A 17,323-nucleotide genomic window follows, 5' to 3' on the forward strand; every position below is an offset into this window, starting at 1 on the left:
CTCACTGGGAGGGGAGGCCCCGGGCGTTCGCGCGTCCGCGCCGGGCCGGGGAGGGCCGGAGCGGCGCCGTAGCAAGGGCCGCGGCGGGCGACAAGGGCGGCCGCTGGCGGGATCCCGCCAGCGGGACGAAACGCCCCGAACCGGTCACCCGGCACACCGGAACCACCCGTACCCGACGGCTGGCGAGACCTGGCCAATCGCCGGCGGCGCCCTGTCCTTTCACGACCTGCGGTTGTCATGCTTCTGACCAAAGCCCCGTTCGACGGCTGTCGCCCCACCCACCGACCGGCCGTCGGAACCGCACGGGAGCAGCACGTCAGCGCCCTACCGCCCCACGGCGCCAACCCCGGCGCCCCGGTACGCGGCGTGACCGCGCACACGCGGTTTCGTGGAAGGAACCCCGTACGTGAAGCGAAAGCTGACAGCCGGAGCCGTACTCTCCGCCACCGCCCTGCTCGCCGGCGCCATCCAGGTCGCCGCCGCCCCCGCCCAGGCCGCCGCGCCCTCGGTGGTGCAGCAGCACGACGCGCTGATCTCGCTGGCCGGCAGCGAGGCCGCGCCGGTGGCGCAGGCGCTCGCCCTCGGCGACCAGGAGCGGCTGGTCGCCAAGGACGCCGTGGTGGACGCCAACGGCACCCGTCACCTGCGCTACGAGCGGACCCTGGGCGGCCTGCCGGTCCTCGGCGGCGACCTGGTGGTGCACCAGAAGGCCAACGGCGCGATCACCTCGGTGGACCGGGCGTTCGGCGGGCAGCTCTCGCTGCCGAGCCTCACCCCGGCGCTCTCCGCCGACAAGGCCGGCGCCCAGGCGCTCGGCGCCGTCCGGGCCACCGTCGGCATCGCCGCGGACAAGGACGAGTCGGCGATCAGCCGGGTCGACGGCGCGGGCACGGCCACCCTGGTGGTCTGGGCCGCCGACGGCAACCCGCGACTGGCGTACCAGACCGTCGTCAAGGGCGAGCGGGCCGACGGCACGCCGAGCAGCCAGCGGCTGGTCACCGACGCGGCCACCGGCGAGGTGCTCTCCACGCACGAGGAGTTCCAGACCGCGAACGGCAGCGGCAAGGGCGTCTTCGTCGGCAGCGTCCCGCTGACCACCACCCAGAGCGGCTCGACCTACCAGCTCAAGGACGCCTCCCGCGGCAACCAGTGGACGGGCAACGCCGCCAGCGGGAACGCGCTGTACACCGACGCGGACAACGTCTGGGGCAACGGGCTCGCCTCCAACACCCAGTCCGCCGCGGTGGACGCCCAGTACGGCGCCGGCGCGACCTGGGACTACTACAAGAACACCTTCGGCCGCAGCGGCATCAAGAACAACGGCGTCGGCGCGAGCAGCCGGGTGCACTACGGCTCCAACTACGTCAACGCGTTCTGGAACGACTCCTGCTTCTGCATGACGTACGGCGACGGCTCGGGCAACACCCACCCGCTGACCGCCATCGACGTGGCCGGCCACGAGATGACCCACGGCGTCACCTCCGCCACCGCCGGGCTGGTCTACTCCGGCGAGTCCGGCGGCCTCAACGAGGCCACCTCGGACATCTTCGGCACCATGGTCGAGTGGTACGCCAACCTGCCCTCGGACGTGCCGGACTACCTGATCGGCGAGCGGCTCAACCTGAACGGCAACGGCACCCCGCTGCGCTACATGGACAAGCCCTCGAAGGACGGCGCGTCCAAGGACTCCTGGTACTCCGGGGTCGGCAACGTGGACGTCCACTACTCCTCCGGCGTGGCCAACCACTTCTTCTACCTGCTGGCCGAGGGCAGCGGCGCCAAGACCATCAACGGCGTCAGCTACAACAGCCCCACCTCCAACGGCTCCACCGTCACCGGCATCGGCCGGGACAAGGCCGCCGCGATCTGGTACCGCGCGCTGACCGTCTACTTCACCTCCACCACCAACTACAAGGCCGCCCGCACGGCGACCCTGAAGGCGGCCGGTGACCTCTACGGCACCACCAGCACCCAGTACGCGGCGGTGGCCGCGGCCTGGAGCGCGGTGAACGTCAACTAGTCACCACCGGAACCACACCTGGAAACGGCGACAGGCTGCCGGGGCCCACTGGGAGAGGAGGCCCCGGCAGCCTGTCGGCCTGCCCGCGGTCGTTCGGGCGGCGATCAGGCGGTGGCGGGCTCGCGGGCGGGTGCGAGCTCGCCGCGCTCCTCCTTGGCGAGGGTCCGCTCGGCGAAGAAGCCGCCGGTGGGCAGCACCGAGAGGACGAACAGCAGGATGCCGCGCTTGGCGTCCCACTTCTGCGCCTGCCAGGCCATGATCCAGAACACCACGTACAGGACGAACAGGATCCCGTGGATCATGCCCATCACCGGCACCGCGTCGAAGCTGGTGGTGCGCTTGAGCACCGAGCAGACCAGCAGCAGGAGGAACGAGAGGCCCTCGGGGCCGGAGACCAGACGCAGGCGGTGGACGGCACTGCTGTTCACGATGGGCACCTCAGTCAGGAGTCGAAGATCGCTTGTGAACCGGCTCACAAGCATCCCCGCCATTATCACCGAGCACATGTCCGACCCCGCTCCCGGGGTGCGGCGCCGACGGGCCCGGGGTCCGGCGGCGGACACGCAGGGGATACGGAGCCGGTACAGCCGGTGTCCGACGGGCCGGTTTTGTCGCAGACAGGTACCAGAACGACCCCGCCCCCTCCCCCCGAGCTGCCGGATCCCGCTACATTGCGGCGGTGGCACAGTTTCGACTCCAAGGGTCCAAGACGCTCGCCGTCGACATGACGGGCGATGGCGTGAAAGCCAGAAACGGCTCGATGGTCGCGTACACCGGCCAGATGAACTTCAAGAAGCTCAGCGGCGGCGGTGACGGGCTTCGCGGCGTCGTGACCCGACGGCTGACCGGTGAGCAGATGACGGTCATGGAGGTGAAGGGGCAGGGCACCTGCTACTTCGCCGACCGAGCCACCGAAATCAACCTGGTCCGGCTGAACGGCGAGACGCTCTACGTCGAGTCGGACAACCTCCTCTGCACCGAGGGCACGCTGAAGACCGGCACCAGCTTCACCGGGCTCAACGGCATCTCCTCCGGGAACGGCCTGTTCACCACCAAGGTGGAGGGCCACGGCTGGGCCGCGCTCACCTCCAAGGGGCCGGCGATCATCCTGCGGGTCTCCCAGGGCATGCCGCTGCGGGTGGACCCGGGGGCGTACGTCGCGCACACCGGCAACCTCAGCCGCAGCCTCAAGTCGGGCGCCGGCTGGTCGACCTTCATCGGCGAGGGCGGCGGCGAGGCGGTCCAGGTGGAGTTCTCCGGCGAGGGCCTGGTCTACGTTCAGCCGTCCGAGAAGATCACCATCGGGGGCGACGTCTGATGCCGTTCACCAGGATCAACAACAAGATGATCGAGGCCCGGGTCGTCCCCGGGCAGCGGATGTTCAGCCAGCGCGGCGCGATGCTCGCGTACACCGGCGAGGTCCGGTTCACGCCGAACCTCACCGGCGGCCAGGGCGGCGTCATGTCGATGATCGGCCGCCGGGTGGCCAACGAGGACACCCCGCTGATGACCGTCGAGGGCCAGGGCACCGTGATGTTCGGCCACGGCGGCCACCACGTGCACGTGATCGACCTGGCCGGCGACACCCTGTACGTCGAGGCGGACCGGCTGCTGGCCTTCGAGGGCTCGCTGCAGCAGTCCACGATGTTCATGGGGTCGCAGGGCGGCGTGATGGGCATGGTCCGCGGCCAGGTGACCGGGCAGGGCCTGTTCACCACCAAGCTGGACGGCCACGGCGCGGTGGCGGTGATGGCGCACGGCGGCGTCTTCGAACTGCCGATCACCCCGCACCAGCCGGTCCACGTCGACCCCCAGGCCTACGTCGCGCACCGCGGCCAGGTCCAGAACAAGCTGTCCACCGCGCTGGGGTGGCGCGACATGATCGGACGCGGCTCCGGCGAGGCCTTCCAGCTGGAGCTGTCCGGGAACGGCACGGTGTTCGTGCAGGCGAGCGAGGAGAAGCTCTGATGTCCTACCCGCCGCAGCCCCCCTACGGGCAGCCGCACGACCCGTACGGCCAGCCGCAGCCGTACGGCCAGCCGTCGCCGTACAACCAGCCCACCCAGCCCGGCTACCCGGCCGCCCCGCCGCCGCCCGGCTACGGCCCGCCGCCCGGGCAGGGCTACCCGCAGCAGGGCTACCCGCCGCCTCCGCAGCAGGGTTACCCGCCGCAGCAGTACGCCCAGGAGCAGTACGGGGGCGCCCAGGCCCCGCTGCCGAAGGCACCGGACGGCTCCGGCCCGGTGGTGCACGACGTGCACAGCCTGCCGGCGAACGACAACGTCAACCCGTACGCCTTCTCGGTCGACCTGAACGGGTCGTACTTCCTGCAGAAGGGCAAGATGATCGCCTACTACGGCGACATCTCCTTCAAGGGCGTCGGCGCCGGGGCGATCGACCGGATGCTCGGTCAGCACTTCAACTCGCCGATGCACGCGGCGGACTGGGTGGTCGCCGAGGGCCGGGGCAAGCTGCTGCTGGCCGACCGCGCCTTCGACCTCAACTCCTACGACCTGGAGGAGGGGAACCTGACCGTCCGCTCGGGCAACCTCCTGGCGTACGAGCCCACGCTGCGGCTCAAGCAGTCGATCATCCCCGGGTTCCTCACGCTGATCGGCAGCGGCAAGTTCGTGGCCGCGTCCAACGGGCCGGTGCACTTCGTCGAGCCGCCGATCCGGGTGGACCCGCAGGCGCTGGTCGGCTGGGCGGACTGCCCGGCGCCGTGCCACCACTACGACCACGACTACATGCACGGGGTGATCGGCGGGATCCGCCGGCTGACCGGCCTGGGCGGGGCGTCCGGCGAGGAGCACCAGTTCGAGTTCATCGGCGCCGGCCAGGTGCTGCTGCAGTCGACCGAGGTGCTGATGGCCGACCGCAACGTCGGCCAGGTGCACGCCGAGGCGGGCGTGCCGATGGGCGGGGTGCCGTCGCAGCCCGCGGCCGCGGGCCACGGCGGGGGCAACCTCAACGTGCCCGGGCTCGGTAACCTGGGCGACCTCGGGCGGCGTTTCGGCCTGTAAAGTCGTACAAGATTGAACTAAATGCGGTATGCTCGCACCATGGATACGCGCACGATCGACGCCGCCGACGTCCCCCCCTCGCAGCCGGAGGAGGGGACTCCGTGGCTCAGCGCCCGGGAGCAGCGGCTGTGGCGCGCCCACCTGGAGGTCTCCAAGCTGCTGGACTACCAGCTCAGCCGCGAACTCCAGCCGCACAACCTCGCGATCAACGACTACGAGATCCTGGTCGTGCTCTCCGAGGCACCCGAGCGGCGGATGCGGATGACCGACCTGGCCACCGCGACCCTGCAGTCCAAGAGCCGGCTCTCGCACCAGATCACGCGGATGGAGACGGCCGGGCTGGTCCTGCGGCAGGAGTGTCCGGGCGACCGGCGCGGCCTCTACGCCCACCTCACCGAGCAGGGCTGGGAGACCATGCAGAAGGTCGCCCCGGACCACGTGCGCAGCGTCCGGACGCACTTCATCGACCGCTTCAGCCCCGAGCAGCTGGACGCGATGTACCAGGCCCTGGCCCCCGTCGCCGAACACCTGCGGGACCTCCGCGGCCGGGCGTAACTTCGCCCGCTCGCTGTACTTTCGCCCACTCGCCTCCGGGGTGCTTGACCCGGCGCCGACGGTCGGCGCTCCAACACCCCTCGTTCCTCGGGGCGTCCTCGCTTCTCCCTTTCGGCACCGGCGCGCCCCTTCGGCTCGGGGCGGGTCGGGTGGGTGGCGCGGCTACGGAAGGCCGGCACCGGCGCGCCCCTTCGGCTCGCGGAGGGTCGGGTGGGTGGCAGGGCGGGATCGGAGTGGGCCGGTTGTGCCGGGGCCCGGTCGGCCGTCGGTGCGACGGGTGACCGGGCCCCTCGTCGTGTTCAGCCCTGGGTGAGTCCGGCGACCAGTTCGTCGGCGGCGCCGTACGGGTCCAGCTCCCCGGCCACCACCCGCTCGGCCAGGGTGGCCAGGTGGCGGTCCCCGTGCAGGTCGCCGATCCGGGAGCGCAGCGCGGCCAGCGCGATCGCCTCGATCTCGTCGCCGGCCCGGCGGCGGCGGCGCACGGCCAGCTCGCCGTGCTCCTCCAGCCAGGCGCGGTGCTTCTCCAGCGCCTCGACCACCTCGTCGACGCCCTCGCCGCGGGCCGCCACGGTCTTCACGATCGGGGGCCGCCAGTCCCCCGCCTCGCGGCTCTCGCCGAGGCCGAGCATGTGGTTGAGCTCCCGGGCGGTCGCGTCGGCGCCGTCCCGGTCCGCCTTGTTCACCACGAAGACGTCGCCGATCTCCAGGATCCCGGCCTTGGCGGCCTGGATCCCGTCGCCCATCCCGGGGGCGAGCAGCACCACGGTGGTGTCCGCCTGGGCGGCGATCTCCACCTCGGACTGGCCGACGCCGACGGTCTCCACCAGGATCACGTCGCAGCCGGCCCCGTCCAGCACCCGCAGCGCCTGCGGGGCCGACCAGGAGAGGCCGCCGAGGTGGCCGCGGGTGGCCATCGAGCGGATGAACACCTCGGGGTCGGTGGCGTGGTCCTGCATCCGGACCCGGTCGCCGAGCAGCGCGCCGCCGGAGAACGGCGAGGACGGGTCCACCGCCAGCACCCCGACCCGCTTGCCGAGCCGCCGGTAGGCGGTGACCAGGGCGGAGGTCGAGGTGGACTTGCCCACGCCGGGCGAGCCGGTCAGCCCGACGGTGTAGGCCCGGCCGGTGTAGGGGGCCAGCGCCGCCATCGCCTCGCGCAGCTGCGGGGCGGCGTTCTCGACCAGCGAGATCAGCCGGGCCACCGCACGCGGCCGGCCCGCGCGGGCCTGCTCGACCAGGGTCGCGACATCGATCATCAGGAGCTCCTAGCGCCGAAGGGCCGCGGACCGCTGGTGGCGGTCCGCAGCCCCTGAGGTAAGTCGGATGATCAGGCCTTCGCGGCCTGCTCCTTCGGGACGCGGACGATCAGCGCGTCGCCCTGGCCGCCGCCGCCGCAGAGCGCGGCCGCGCCGACGCCGCCGCCGCGCCGCTGGAGCTCCAGCGCCAGGTGCAGCACCACGCGGGCACCGGACATGCCGATCGGGTGGCCGAGCGCGATCGCGCCGCCGTTGACGTTGACGATGTCGGAGGAGACGCCCAGGTCCTTGGTCGACTGGTGGGCGACGGCCGCGAACGCCTCGTTGATCTCGATCAGGTCGAGGTCGCCGACCTCCAGGCCCTCCTTGGCCAGCGCGTGCTTGATCGCGTTGGACGGCTGCGACTGCAGCGAGTTGTCCGGGCCCGCGACGTTGCCGTGCGCGCCGATCTCGGCGATCCAGCTCAGGCCCAGCTCCTCGGCCTTGGCCTTGCTCATCACGACCACCGCGGCGGCGCCGTCGGAGATCTGCGAGGAGGTGCCGGCGGTGATCGTGCCGTCCTTGGTGAAGGCCGGGCGGAGCTTGGCCAGGCCCTCGACGGTAGTGTCCGCCCGGATGCCCTCGTCCTGGCTGAAGACCAGCGGCTCGCCCCTGCGCTGCGGGATCTCCACCGGGGCGATCTCGGCCTCGAAGACGCCGTTCTGCTGGGCCTTGGCGGCCCGCTGGTGGGACGCGGCGGCGATCTCGTCCTGGACGTCGCGCGGGATGCCCAGGCGGGTGTTGTGCTTCTCGGTGGACTCGCCCATCGGGATGTTCTCGTAGGCGTCCGTGAGGCCGTCGTGCGCCATCGCGTCCAGCAGCTCGATCGCGCCGTACTTGTAGCCCTCGCGGGACTTCGGCAGCAGGTGCGGGGCGTTGGTCATGGACTCCTGGCCGCCGGCCACCACGATGTCGAACTCGCCGGCCCGGATCAGCTGGTCGGCCAGCGCGATGGCGTCCAGGCCGGAGAGGCAGACCTTGTTGATGGTGAGCGCCGGGACGTTCATCGGGATGCCCGCCTTGACGGCGGCCTGGCGGGCCGGGATCTGGCCGGCGCCGGCCTGCAGCACCTGGCCCATGATCACGTACTGGACCTGGTCCCCCGCGACGCCGGCCCGCTCCAGGGCGGCCTTGATCGCGACGGCCCCGAGGTCGGCGCCGGAGAAACCCTTGAGCGAACCGAGCAGGCGACCCATCGGGGTCCGCGCACCGGCAACGATCACAGAGGTGGTGTTGGTCATGGGACGAGCCCCTTCGCACGTCGTGGCCAGGTGAGGATTCCGCTCAATGTACTGACCTGCTACCCGTCCGTCACCGGACCGACGGTGTGATCGAGCGCACTGGCACGATCCAGTCAACACCGTGTCAACCCGGTCCGGGTGAACCCCGCCCGTGTGAGCAGGCTCGCACCCGGATCGCTGGCGCACCCCGGCCGCATGCGCTGCACTGTTGCCGTCCCGTAGCCCGCCCAGACCCGGAGGCCACCGTGCTCACCCGCATCGACCACATCGGCATCGCCTGCCGAGACCTCGACAAGACGGTCGAGTTCTACCGCGCCACCTACGGCTTCGAGGTGTTCCACAGCGAGGTCAACGAGGAGCAGGGGGTGCGCGAGGCCATGCTCAAGATCAACGACACCGGTGACGGCGGCGCCTCCTACCTCCAGCTGCTGGAGCCCACCCGGCCCGACTCCGCCGTCGGCAAGTGGATGGAGAAGAACGGCGAGGGCGTCCACCACATCGCGTTCGGCACCGCCGACGTGGACGGCGACTCCGAGTCCATCCGCGCCAAGGGCATCCGGGTCCTCTACGAGCAGCCCCGGATCGGCTCGATGGGCTCCCGGATCACCTTCCTGCACCCCAAGGACTGCGGCGGTGTGCTGACCGAGCTGGTCACCGCCGCAGAGCCCGGCGAGCACGACGAGCACTGACCCGCACCCGGGTGCCGTCGGGTTCCGACGGCACCCGCCGGGGGTCCGCCCAGAGCCCGCCGAGGGGCCCGCGGCCCTCATGACCCGTCAGTAATGTCGCCCGATGCCCGGAAAACCCCTACGCGGCCATTCCCCCGTGGGACGCTCCCACTACAATGCCCAGGTGCGCGAAGACTCCGGGCGACGGAGGCGACGGGCACGGCCGATGACAGGCCTGTCCGCCCAGCGGTGGACCGGCCCGTCGCAGGGGAGTCCATTACGCGGGCACGGCTGAACAGTCGCAGTTCGGATCTGTCACCATTCTCCACAAGGCAAGAGTTCGCCCAGGAGTCCACCCGGACGGGGGAACGCGGCACGACCGCGCTCCGACGCCCAGGACTTCGACAACCGTGGCGGACGCCCCCGACCAGAACAGGGGCCGTCCACCGGCTGCGGATGCAAGGACCAGTCGGACCGGGGCCCCGGACACGGGAGCCGGGGTGCGGCCGGGTCGAGGACGCGACCAGGAGATGGATGGGACCGCGGAGTGCGGGGCTACGACCGCTACGAGGTTGACGATCACCTCTCCCAGTTCGAGGCCGAGATGGATCGGACTCGCAAGGAGCGGGACAAGACCGTCGAGCATGCCGAGGACCTCGCCTACCAGGTGGAGGTGCTCCGGGCCAAGCTGCACGAGTCCCGTCGCATGCTCGCCCAGCCGCGTGCTTTCGACGCCGTCTCCGGCCAGGCCGAGCAGCTGCTCCGCACCGCCGAGATGCAGGCCCAGCAGCTGCGTGCCGACGCCGAGCGGCAGCTGCGCGACTCCCAGCAGGCCACCCAGCGCCTGATGGCCGAGGCCGCCGAGCGCACCGCCCGGCTGGAGGCCGAGCTGGCCGCCCGCCGCCGCCAGCTGGAGGACGAGCTCACCGAGCTGCGGCGCAGCGCCGAACAGCACGTCAACGAGAACGTCAACTGGGCCGAGCAGACCCGGGCCGGCACCGAGCAGGAGGCCCAGCGCCTGCTCCAGGAGGCCCGCGCCGAGGCCGAGCGGATGATGGCCGCGGCCCGCGCCGAGGCCGCCGCGCTGTCCGACCACGCCCGCGCCCAGACCGCCGCCGACGTCGACGCCGCCCGCGGTGAGGCCCAGGCCGCCGCCGAGGCCGCCCTCCACCGTGCCCAGACCGACGCCGAGCGCCTGCTGCGCGCCGCCTCCGAGCAGGCCCAGCAGGCCGGCGCCCAGGCCGCCGCCGACGTGAACGCCGCCCGCGGCGAGGCCCAGCAGCAGCTGGCCGCCGCGCACGCCGCCGCCGAACAGCAGCTCGCCGCCGCACAGGCCGAGATCGGCCGGCTCAAGGAGCACGCCAGCGCCGAGCAGGCCCGCGCCGAGGAGGCGCTCGCCCACGCCCAGGCCGAGATCGAGCGGCTGCGCGCCGAGGCGATCGCCGAGGCCGAGCGCACCCGTCGGGAGTCCGCCGAGCTCCGCGCCCAGGCCGAGGCCGCCGCCGAGCAGCTCCAGGCCGATGCCGAGGCCGCCGCCGTCCGCAAGGTCGCCGACGGCGAGGCCGCCAGCGAGCAGCGCTCGCAGACCGCCCGCGCCGAGGTCGCCCGGATGGTCGCCCAGGCGACCAAGCAGGCCGAGGCCATCCGGGCCGAGGCCGCCACCAAGCAGGCCGAGGCGGAGGCCGCCAAGGCGGCCGCCGCCGAGGAGAGCGAACGGCTGCGCGCCACCGCCGAGTCGGTCGCCGGCCAGCTGCGGTCCGAGGCCGAGGCCGCCATCGCGGAGCTGCGCTCGCAGGCCGAGCGCGACGTCGCCGAGCTGCGGGCCCAGGCCGAGGCCGCCGCCGAGCAGCTGCGCAGCGAGGCCGAGGAGGCCGGCCGGGCGGCCGGCGCCAAGGACGCCACCGTCCACCTCGCCAAGGCCGCCAAGACGGCCGAGGAGATGCTGGGCCGGGCCAACCAGGACGCCGAGACCGCCAGGGCCGAGGCCACCACGGAGGCCGAGCGGATCCGCGCCGAGGCCGCCGCCGAGGCGGAGCGGCTGCGCGAGCAGGCGCAGGCCGCCGTCGAGCAGGCCCAGAACGCCGCCCTGGACGACGCGGCCGGCATCCGCGAGCGGGTCCGGCAGATGCAGGACGAGGCCGCCCGGCTGCGGGCCGAGGCCGAGGAGCTGCGCGCCCAGGCCGCCGCCGAGGCCGACCGGGTCCGCGGCGAGGCCCGCCGGCAGGCCGTCGTGCAGATCGAGGAGTCGGCGAAGACCGCCGAGGAGCTGCTGACCAGGGCCAAGACCGACGCGGACGAGCTGCGCGCCGGCGCGGCCGCCGAGATCGAGCGGCTGCGCGAGCAGACCAAGCAGCAGGCCGCCGAGACCCAGGGCCGCGCCGAGCAGACCCTCGACCGGGCCCGCGCCGAGGCCGAGAAGATCGTCGCCGGTGCCGAGCAGCAGGGCCAGGACGCGCTCGCCGCGGCCAAGGCCGCGGCCGCCGAGAACCGCTCCGCCGCCGAGCGTGAGACCGCCGAACTGCGCCGCGAGGCAACCGAGTTCGATCAGCGGGTGCGGGCCGGGGCGAACGCCGACGCGCAGGCCGTCCGGGCCGACGCGCAGGCCGAGGCCACCGCCGTGCTGGACGCCGCGGTCGCCGACGCCGAGCGGCTGCGCGCCGAGGCCGACGCCGAGCTGGCCCGGACCCGGGCCGAGGCCGACGCCGCCGCCGAGGCGCTGCGCGAGGAGAGCCGGCGCGAGCGCGAGGAGGCCGCCGCCGGTCTGCTCCGCGAGCGCGAGGAGACCGCCGAGCAGCTGGCCGCCGCCCGGACCGCCCGCGAGCAGGCCGAGACGGCCGCCGCCGAACTCACCGAGCGCACCGCCGCCGAGACCACCGCGCTCCGCGAAGCCGCCGAGGCCCACGCCGACCGACTCCGCACCGAAGCCGAACAGAGCGCCGCCGAACTCACCGAGCGCACTGCCGCCGAGACCACCGCGCTCCGCGAAGCCGCCGAGGCCCACGCCGACCGACTCCGCACCGAAGCCGAACGGACCGCCGCCGAACTCACCGAGTACACCGCCGCCGAGACGGCCCGTCTGCGGGCGGAGGCCGAGGAGGCGCTGGAGGCCGCCCGGGCCGCCGCCGAGCAGCGGACGGCCGAGGCCGAGGCCGCCGCTTCGGCGCTGCGCGAGCGGGCCGAGGCCGACCTGGCCCTGGCCTCCGAGCAGGCCGAGACCGTCCGGGCCGAGGCCGGCCGGGAGCTGTCCGAGGCGCGTGCCACCGCCGAGTCGATCCGCGCCGAGGCGCGGGCGGTGCTGGAGCAGGCCGGCGTCGACGGCGAGAAGCTGACGGCCGCGGCCAGGGCCGAGGCCGCCGAGCTGGTCGCCAACGCCGAGGACGAGGCCGCCGAGGTCCGCCAGTCGGTGGCCGGGATGCACGAGGCCGCGTCCCTGCAGATCGCCGAGCTGCGGGCCACCGCCGAGCGCGAGGCCGCCGAGGTCCGCCGGGAGGCCGAGCAGGCCGCCGCCGAACTGCGCGACACCGCCGAGCGGGAGACCACCGAGCAGCGCGCGCTGGCCGACCGGGAGACCGCCGAGCTGCGCGAGCGCACCGCCCGCGCGATCGCCGAGCAGCACGAGAGCGCCGACCGGGAGACCGCCGAACAGCGGGCCCTGGCCGACCGGGAGACCGCGGACCTGCGGGCCCGGACCGCCGCCGAGACGACCGCGCTGCGCGAGCAGACCGAGCTGGAGCTGGCCGGCGAGCGCCAGGCCGCCGAGGCCGAGCTGGCCCGCCGCCGCGCCGAGGCGCAGGCCTACGACGAGCAGCTGCGCGCCGAGGCCGAGGCCGAACTGCACGCCGCCCGGGAGAACGCCGAGCAGCAGCGCGCCGCCGCCGAGGACCGGGCCGCCCGGACGGTGGCCGCCGGCGAGGAGCGGGCCGCCGCCACGATCGCCGAGGCCGAGGAGTTCGCCGCCGCGCTGCGGGCCGAGGCCGAGGAGTACGCGCTGGCCACCCGGTCCCTCGCGGACGACTACGACGCGGACACCCACGCCCGCGCCGACGCCTTCGACGCGGAGATCCGCGAGGCCGCCGAGCATTTCGACAAGGCCACCCGCGAGCAGGCCAAGTCCGTCCTGGAGCGGGCCTTCGCCGACGCCGAGGCGCTCGGCGAGGACGCCCAGACCACCGCGCTGGCCACCACCGCCGCCGCCGAGGAGCAGGCGGACGCGATGGTCGCGGCCGCCCGCAAGGAGGCCGACCGGCTGGTCGCGGCCGGCGAGGCGGCCGGACAGGCCGCGGTCGAGAAGGCCCGGGCCGACGCCGACGCCCTGCTCTCCGAGGCCCGCCGGGACGCCACCGCGATCCGCGAGCGCGCCGAGGAGCTGCGCGAGCGCACCGACGCCGAGGTGGAGGCCCTGCACGAGCGCGCCCGCAAGGAGAACGCGCAGGCGATGAAGTCGGCCGGCGAGCGGGTGGACGCGCTGGTGACGGCCGCCCAGGAGCAGCTGACCGAGGCCGAGGAGCAGGCGGTGGCCGCCGTCGCCGAGGCCGAGGAGCGGGCGGCGGCGCTGATCGCGGCCGCCGAGGAGCACGCCAACGAGCTGAACTCGCAGGCGTCCGCCGAGGCCAGCAAGGTCCGGATCTCGGCCGTCCGCAAGGCCGAGGGCCTGCTGAAGGAGGCCGAGACCAAGCTGGCCGACTCGACCGACCGCGCCGAGGCCCTGATCATCAAGGCCGAGGCCAAGCTGAAGTCCGCCCAGGAGGAGTCCGAGGAGCGGATCGAGACGGCGGCGGCCGAGGCGGAGAAGCGCCTGCGGACCGCCGACGAGGCCGCCGACGAGCAGATCGAGCTGGCGAAGGCGGAGGCCGAGCGGGTGCTCGCCGAGGCACGGACCGAGGCGAAGCGGGTCACCGACGAGGGCCGGCGCGAGCTGGACGAGCTGGTGCGCCGCCGCAAGGACATCAACACCGAGATCTCCAGGGTGCAGGACGTGCTGTCCGCGCTGGAGGCGTTCGAAGCACCGTCACCGGTCGTGCAGGCAAACGGGGGAAGTACGAGCAAGAAAGACGGGGGGGCCAAGGCGGGTGCCGGAGTCGGCTCCCCCCGGTCGGGTGGCAATCGTTCCGGCAGCGCACCACCCGATTGAGCGGACATTCTCCGCAAGACAACGGCATTTCGCCGACGACACTCCGGTACCGTGTCAGGATTCCCTCAACCACCTCAGCGGTTTGACGACAGGAAGCCCAGAACCCCATGAGCGACAGTCACTCCCCTCACGGCTTCGACCTGGTGCGCCGTGGGTACGAGCGCGCCCAGGTCGACGAGCGGATCACCAAGCTGGTGGCCGACCGTGACAGTGCCCTGACCCGGATCAGCGCGCTGGAGAAGCGCATCGAGGAGCTCCACCTGGAGACCCAGACCGCGCAGGCGGCGGTCACCGAGGCGGAGCCCTCCTACGCCGGTCTCGGCGCCCGGGTCGAGAAGATCCTGCGACTCGCCGAGGAGGAGGCCAAGGACCTGCGCGACGAGGCGCACCGCGCTGCCGAGCAGCACCGCGAGCTCGCCGAGGCCGCCGCCCAGCAGGTCCGCACCGAGGCCGAGAACTACGCCAAGGACCGCAAGGCCAAGGCCGAGGACGAGGGTCTGCGGATCGTCGACAAGGCCAAGAGCGACAGCGCCCAGCTGCGCGCCGAGGCCAACAAGGACGCCCAGAACAAGCGCGAGGAGGCGGACGCCCTCTTCGAGGAGACCCGCACCAAGGCCGCCCAGGCCGCGCTGGAGTTCGAGACCAACCTGGCCAAGCGCCGCGAGCAGTCCGAGCGCGACCTGGCCGCCCGTCAGGCCAAGGCCGAGAAGCGCCTGGCCGAGATCGAGCACCGGGCCGAGCAGCTGCGCCTGGAGGCCGAGAAGCTGCGCACCGACGCCGAGCGCCGCGCCCGCCAGACGGTGGAGACGGCCCAGCGCCAGTCCGAGGACATCGTGGCCGACGCCAACGCCAAGGCCGACCGGATCCGCAGCGAGTCCGAGCGCGAGCTGGCGGCGCTCACCAACCGCCGCGACAGCATCAACGCCCAGCTGACCAACGTCCGCGAGATGCTGGCGACGCTGACCGGCGCGGCCGTGGCCGCCGCCTCGCTGCCGAACGACGACACCATGGGCGTGCCCGCCCAGCAGTCGCGCTGACGCCGCGGCAGGACGGGCCCCCACCCTTGCGGGTGGGGGCCCGTCCTGCTGTCCCCCGGCGACGGCCCCGGGGCGGCTCCCTGGCGGCCCCTGGCGGCCCGGAGCGGGAAGTCGGCCGGCCCGACTCCCCACTCCCCGGGTTCACCGCGGATAGGCCCCGTCGGGCCGCTGGTGGCCACAGCTCAGCTGGTTGCCGTCGTCGTCCGAGACGGTGCCGAACCACGAGGTGCACCAGACCGAGACCGAGTCCCGCCAGTACTGCACCTCGAAGGGGTGTCCGGAGCCGTAGTCGCCGTACGAGGTGACGATGAAGGTCTCCCCCGGACGCATCCAGTAGTCCTCGCCGAGCGGCTCCAGGGTCAGTTCGAGCAGCCCCTCCCCGCGGTTGGTGACCGGTACCCGGCCGGTCACCTCCAGCGCCGAGAAGTCCCAGCCGCCGGTCTCCGCCCGCTCCTCCTTCATCGCGTCACCCGCGCCAGCAGCCCGCGCACCGCCGCGTCGAACGCCTCCGGCGCCTCCAGCGCGCTCAGGTGCCCCACGCCGGGGATGACGGTCAACTCGGCGTCGGGCCGCGCCCGCACCATCAGCTCGGCCTCTTCGAGCGGCATCAGGCCGTCCAGCTCCCCCGCCACGACGGCGGTCGGCACCCGTACCCCGGCGAGCACGTCCAGGGTCTGCGGCCGGGCCGCCATCGCCCGCTGCGCCCAGGCCACCGCCGCCGGCGACGCGGCGGCGATCATGCCCTGGACGCGGTCGACCAGGTGCCCGGAGTCCGGCCCGAGCTGGCCCGCCGCCATCCGCTCGTCGAGCAGCAGCTGGACGCTGTCCCGGGCCAGGACGGTGGCGGCGATCCGCTCGCGGTTGGCCCGGGCGGCGTCCGTGTCGGCGGTCGCCTTGGTGTTGGCCAGCAGCAGACCGGCCATCCGCCGCGGGTGGCGGCGGGCGAAGGCGAGCGCCACGTACCCGCCCATCGAGAGACCGCCGATCACCGCCCGGTCGATCCCGGCCGCGTCCAGCAGCAGGGCGACGTCGTCGGCCACCGCGTCCAGCGAGGGCTCGTCCGTGCCCAGCTCGGTACTGCCGAAGCCGCGCTGGTCGGGCGCGAGCACCCGGGCCTCGTGGCCGGTCGTCCCGGGCAGCCCGTCCAGTTGGGCGGACCACATCGAGGCATCGAGCGGGAAGGCGTGCAGGAGCACGAGGGGCATTCCGGTACCACTCTCGCGGACCGACAATGCGGAGGGGAGCTGGGTCATGCGCCCACCGTAGTTCGGTGCGCCCGGCGGGCCCACTCAGCGGGCCACCCTGTCCGGTTTGTCATAGCCTGACGGAGAGTGAGGGAGCGCGAATGATCGAGTTGCACGAACTGACCAAGCGTTACGGCAAGACGCTCGCGGTGGACCGGCTCAGCTTCCAGGTGCCGCAGGGTGTGGTCACCGGGTTCCTCGGCCCCAACGGCGCCGGCAAGTCCACCACCATGCGGATGATCCTGGACCTCGACCGGCCCTCCGGTGGCCGCGTCACCATCGACGGCAAGAGATACGGGCAGCTCAGCGAGCCGCTGAAGTACATCGGGGCACTGCTGGAGGCCAAGGCCGTCCACCCCGGCCGGACCGCCCGCGACCACCTGCTCTGGCTCGCCCAGAGCAACCGCATCCCCACCGGGCGGGTCGACGAGGTGCTCGCCCTGGTCGGCCTCACCCCGGTCGCCCGCAAGCGCGCCCGCGGCTTCTCGCTCGGCATGGGCCAGCGGCTCGGCATCGCCTCCGCCCTGCTCGGGGACCCGGAGATCGTGATGTTCGACGAGCCGGTCAACGGGCTCGACCCGGAGGGCATCCTCTGGATCCGCAACCTGATGAAGCGCCTCGCCGCCGAGGGCCGGACCGTCTTCGTCTCCTCCCACCTGATGAGCGAGATGGCCGTCACCGCCGACCACCTGGTCGTCATCGGCCGGGGCCGGCTCCTCGCCGACCTGCCGATGGCCGAGTTCATCCGGCGCAACTCCCGCACCGCCGTCCGCCTGCGCAGCCCCCAGCCCGAGCGGCTGCTGGACGTCCTGGCCGGTGCCGGGCTGCGCGGCGAACCGGGCCCGGACGGCTCCTACGAGGTGGTCGACGGCGAGCTCGCCGCGCTCGGCGACCTGGCCGCCGCCCACGGGGTGGTGCTGCACGAACTGAGCCCCCAGCAGGCCTCGCTGGAGGAGGCCTTCATGCAGATGACCGCCGACTCGGTGGAGTACCACGCCGGGAGCGGCGAGGGCCGCGACGCGGCCGGGGCGCCCGGCACCTGGGGCGCGAACTGGCAGGGCGCGGCGGCGCAGCAGGAGCCGGCGGCCGTACAGCAGAAGGAGAACTGA

14 protein-coding genes are annotated in these 17,323 nt (G+C 73.4%); 9 read left to right on the forward strand and 5 right to left on the reverse strand.

The features are described from left to right. Positions 1-406: 406 nt before the first annotated feature. Positions 407-2,020, forward strand: coding sequence for a M4 family metallopeptidase (locus ABZ497_RS03205; RefSeq protein ID WP_359803117.1), 1,614 nt, complete (start codon positions 407-409; stop codon positions 2,018-2,020). Between the two features lie 104 nt (positions 2,021-2,124). On the opposite strand, the gene ABZ497_RS03210 is transcribed toward ABZ497_RS03205, so the two are convergent. Next, the gene (locus tag ABZ497_RS03210) at positions 2,125-2,457 is read right to left on the reverse strand and encodes a DUF3817 domain-containing protein (RefSeq protein ID WP_329489643.1); all 333 of its coding nucleotides are present in this window, start codon (positions 2,455-2,457) and stop codon (positions 2,125-2,127) included. 242 nt (positions 2,458-2,699) lie between these two features. Between ABZ497_RS03210 and ABZ497_RS03215 the strand changes: the two genes are divergently transcribed. From ABZ497_RS03215 to ABZ497_RS03230, 4 genes are all read left to right on the forward strand, one after another. Further along, positions 2,700-3,338, forward strand: coding sequence for an AIM24 family protein (locus ABZ497_RS03215; RefSeq protein ID WP_329489642.1), 639 nt, complete (start codon positions 2,700-2,702; stop codon positions 3,336-3,338). After that, a complete protein-coding gene (locus tag ABZ497_RS03220) occupies positions 3,338-3,988 on the forward strand; it encodes an AIM24 family protein (protein ID WP_329489641.1) in 651 nt (216 codons plus the stop codon). The genes ABZ497_RS03215 and ABZ497_RS03220 overlap by 1 nt, the downstream gene beginning before the upstream one ends. A gap of 245 nt (positions 3,989-4,233) precedes the next feature. Further along, the gene (locus tag ABZ497_RS03225; protein WP_329492249.1) at positions 4,234-5,043 is read left to right on the forward strand and encodes an AIM24 family protein; all 810 of its coding nucleotides are present in this window, start codon (positions 4,234-4,236) and stop codon (positions 5,041-5,043) included. A gap of 39 nt (positions 5,044-5,082) precedes the next feature. Then, a complete protein-coding gene (locus ABZ497_RS03230; protein WP_329489640.1) occupies positions 5,083-5,598 on the forward strand; it encodes a MarR family transcriptional regulator in 516 nt (171 codons plus the stop codon). Between the two features lie 299 nt (positions 5,599-5,897). Here the strand turns inward: ABZ497_RS03230 and meaB are convergent, their stop codons facing one another. Next, complete coding sequence (gene meaB, locus ABZ497_RS03235) at positions 5,898-6,854, reverse strand: methylmalonyl Co-A mutase-associated GTPase MeaB (protein WP_359803120.1); 957 nt, start codon at positions 6,852-6,854, stop codon at positions 5,898-5,900. A 71-nt stretch (positions 6,855-6,925) separates the two neighbouring features. Next, positions 6,926-8,134 (reverse strand): acetyl-CoA C-acetyltransferase, encoded by a 1,209-nt coding sequence (locus ABZ497_RS03240; RefSeq protein WP_359803122.1) that lies wholly within the window; start codon positions 8,132-8,134, stop codon positions 6,926-6,928. Between the two features lie 245 nt (positions 8,135-8,379). Here ABZ497_RS03240 and mce point away from each other — a divergent pair, with 245 nt between their 5' ends. The 3 genes from mce to ABZ497_RS03255 all read left to right on the forward strand — a co-directional run bounded on the left by mce (position 8,380) and on the right by ABZ497_RS03255 (position 14,970). Then, positions 8,380-8,823, forward strand: a complete 444-nt coding sequence (mce, locus tag ABZ497_RS03245) for a methylmalonyl-CoA epimerase (RefSeq protein WP_329489637.1) — start codon at positions 8,380-8,382, stop codon at positions 8,821-8,823. Positions 8,824-9,349: 526 nt separating this feature from the next. Continuing rightward, positions 9,350-13,933 (forward strand): hypothetical protein, encoded by a 4,584-nt coding sequence (locus ABZ497_RS03250; RefSeq protein WP_359803124.1) that lies wholly within the window; start codon positions 9,350-9,352, stop codon positions 13,931-13,933. A 107-nt stretch (positions 13,934-14,040) separates the two neighbouring features. Beyond that, complete coding sequence (locus ABZ497_RS03255; RefSeq protein WP_218201876.1) at positions 14,041-14,970, forward strand: cellulose-binding protein; 930 nt, start codon at positions 14,041-14,043, stop codon at positions 14,968-14,970. Between the two features lie 141 nt (positions 14,971-15,111). Here the strand turns inward: ABZ497_RS03255 and ABZ497_RS03260 are convergent, their stop codons facing one another. Further along, on the reverse strand, positions 15,112-15,432 hold the full coding sequence (locus tag ABZ497_RS03260; RefSeq protein WP_329489635.1) for a hypothetical protein: 321 nt from the start codon (positions 15,430-15,432) through the stop codon (positions 15,112-15,114). Next, entirely contained in the window at positions 15,429-16,223 is a 795-nt protein-coding gene (locus ABZ497_RS03265) for an alpha/beta hydrolase (protein WP_359803127.1), read from the reverse strand. The genes ABZ497_RS03260 and ABZ497_RS03265 overlap by 4 nt, the downstream gene beginning before the upstream one ends. 92 nt (positions 16,224-16,315) lie before the next feature. On the opposite strand from ABZ497_RS03265, the gene ABZ497_RS03270 reads away from it, so the two are divergent. Beyond that, the gene (locus ABZ497_RS03270; RefSeq protein WP_352289400.1) at positions 16,316-17,323 is read left to right on the forward strand and encodes an ATP-binding cassette domain-containing protein; all 1,008 of its coding nucleotides are present in this window, start codon (positions 16,316-16,318) and stop codon (positions 17,321-17,323) included.

Origin of the sequence: Kitasatospora sp. NPDC005751, assembly GCF_040630835.1 — a bacterium.
In the GTDB taxonomy this organism is placed as follows: Bacteria; Actinomycetota; Actinomycetes; order Streptomycetales; family Streptomycetaceae; genus Kitasatospora.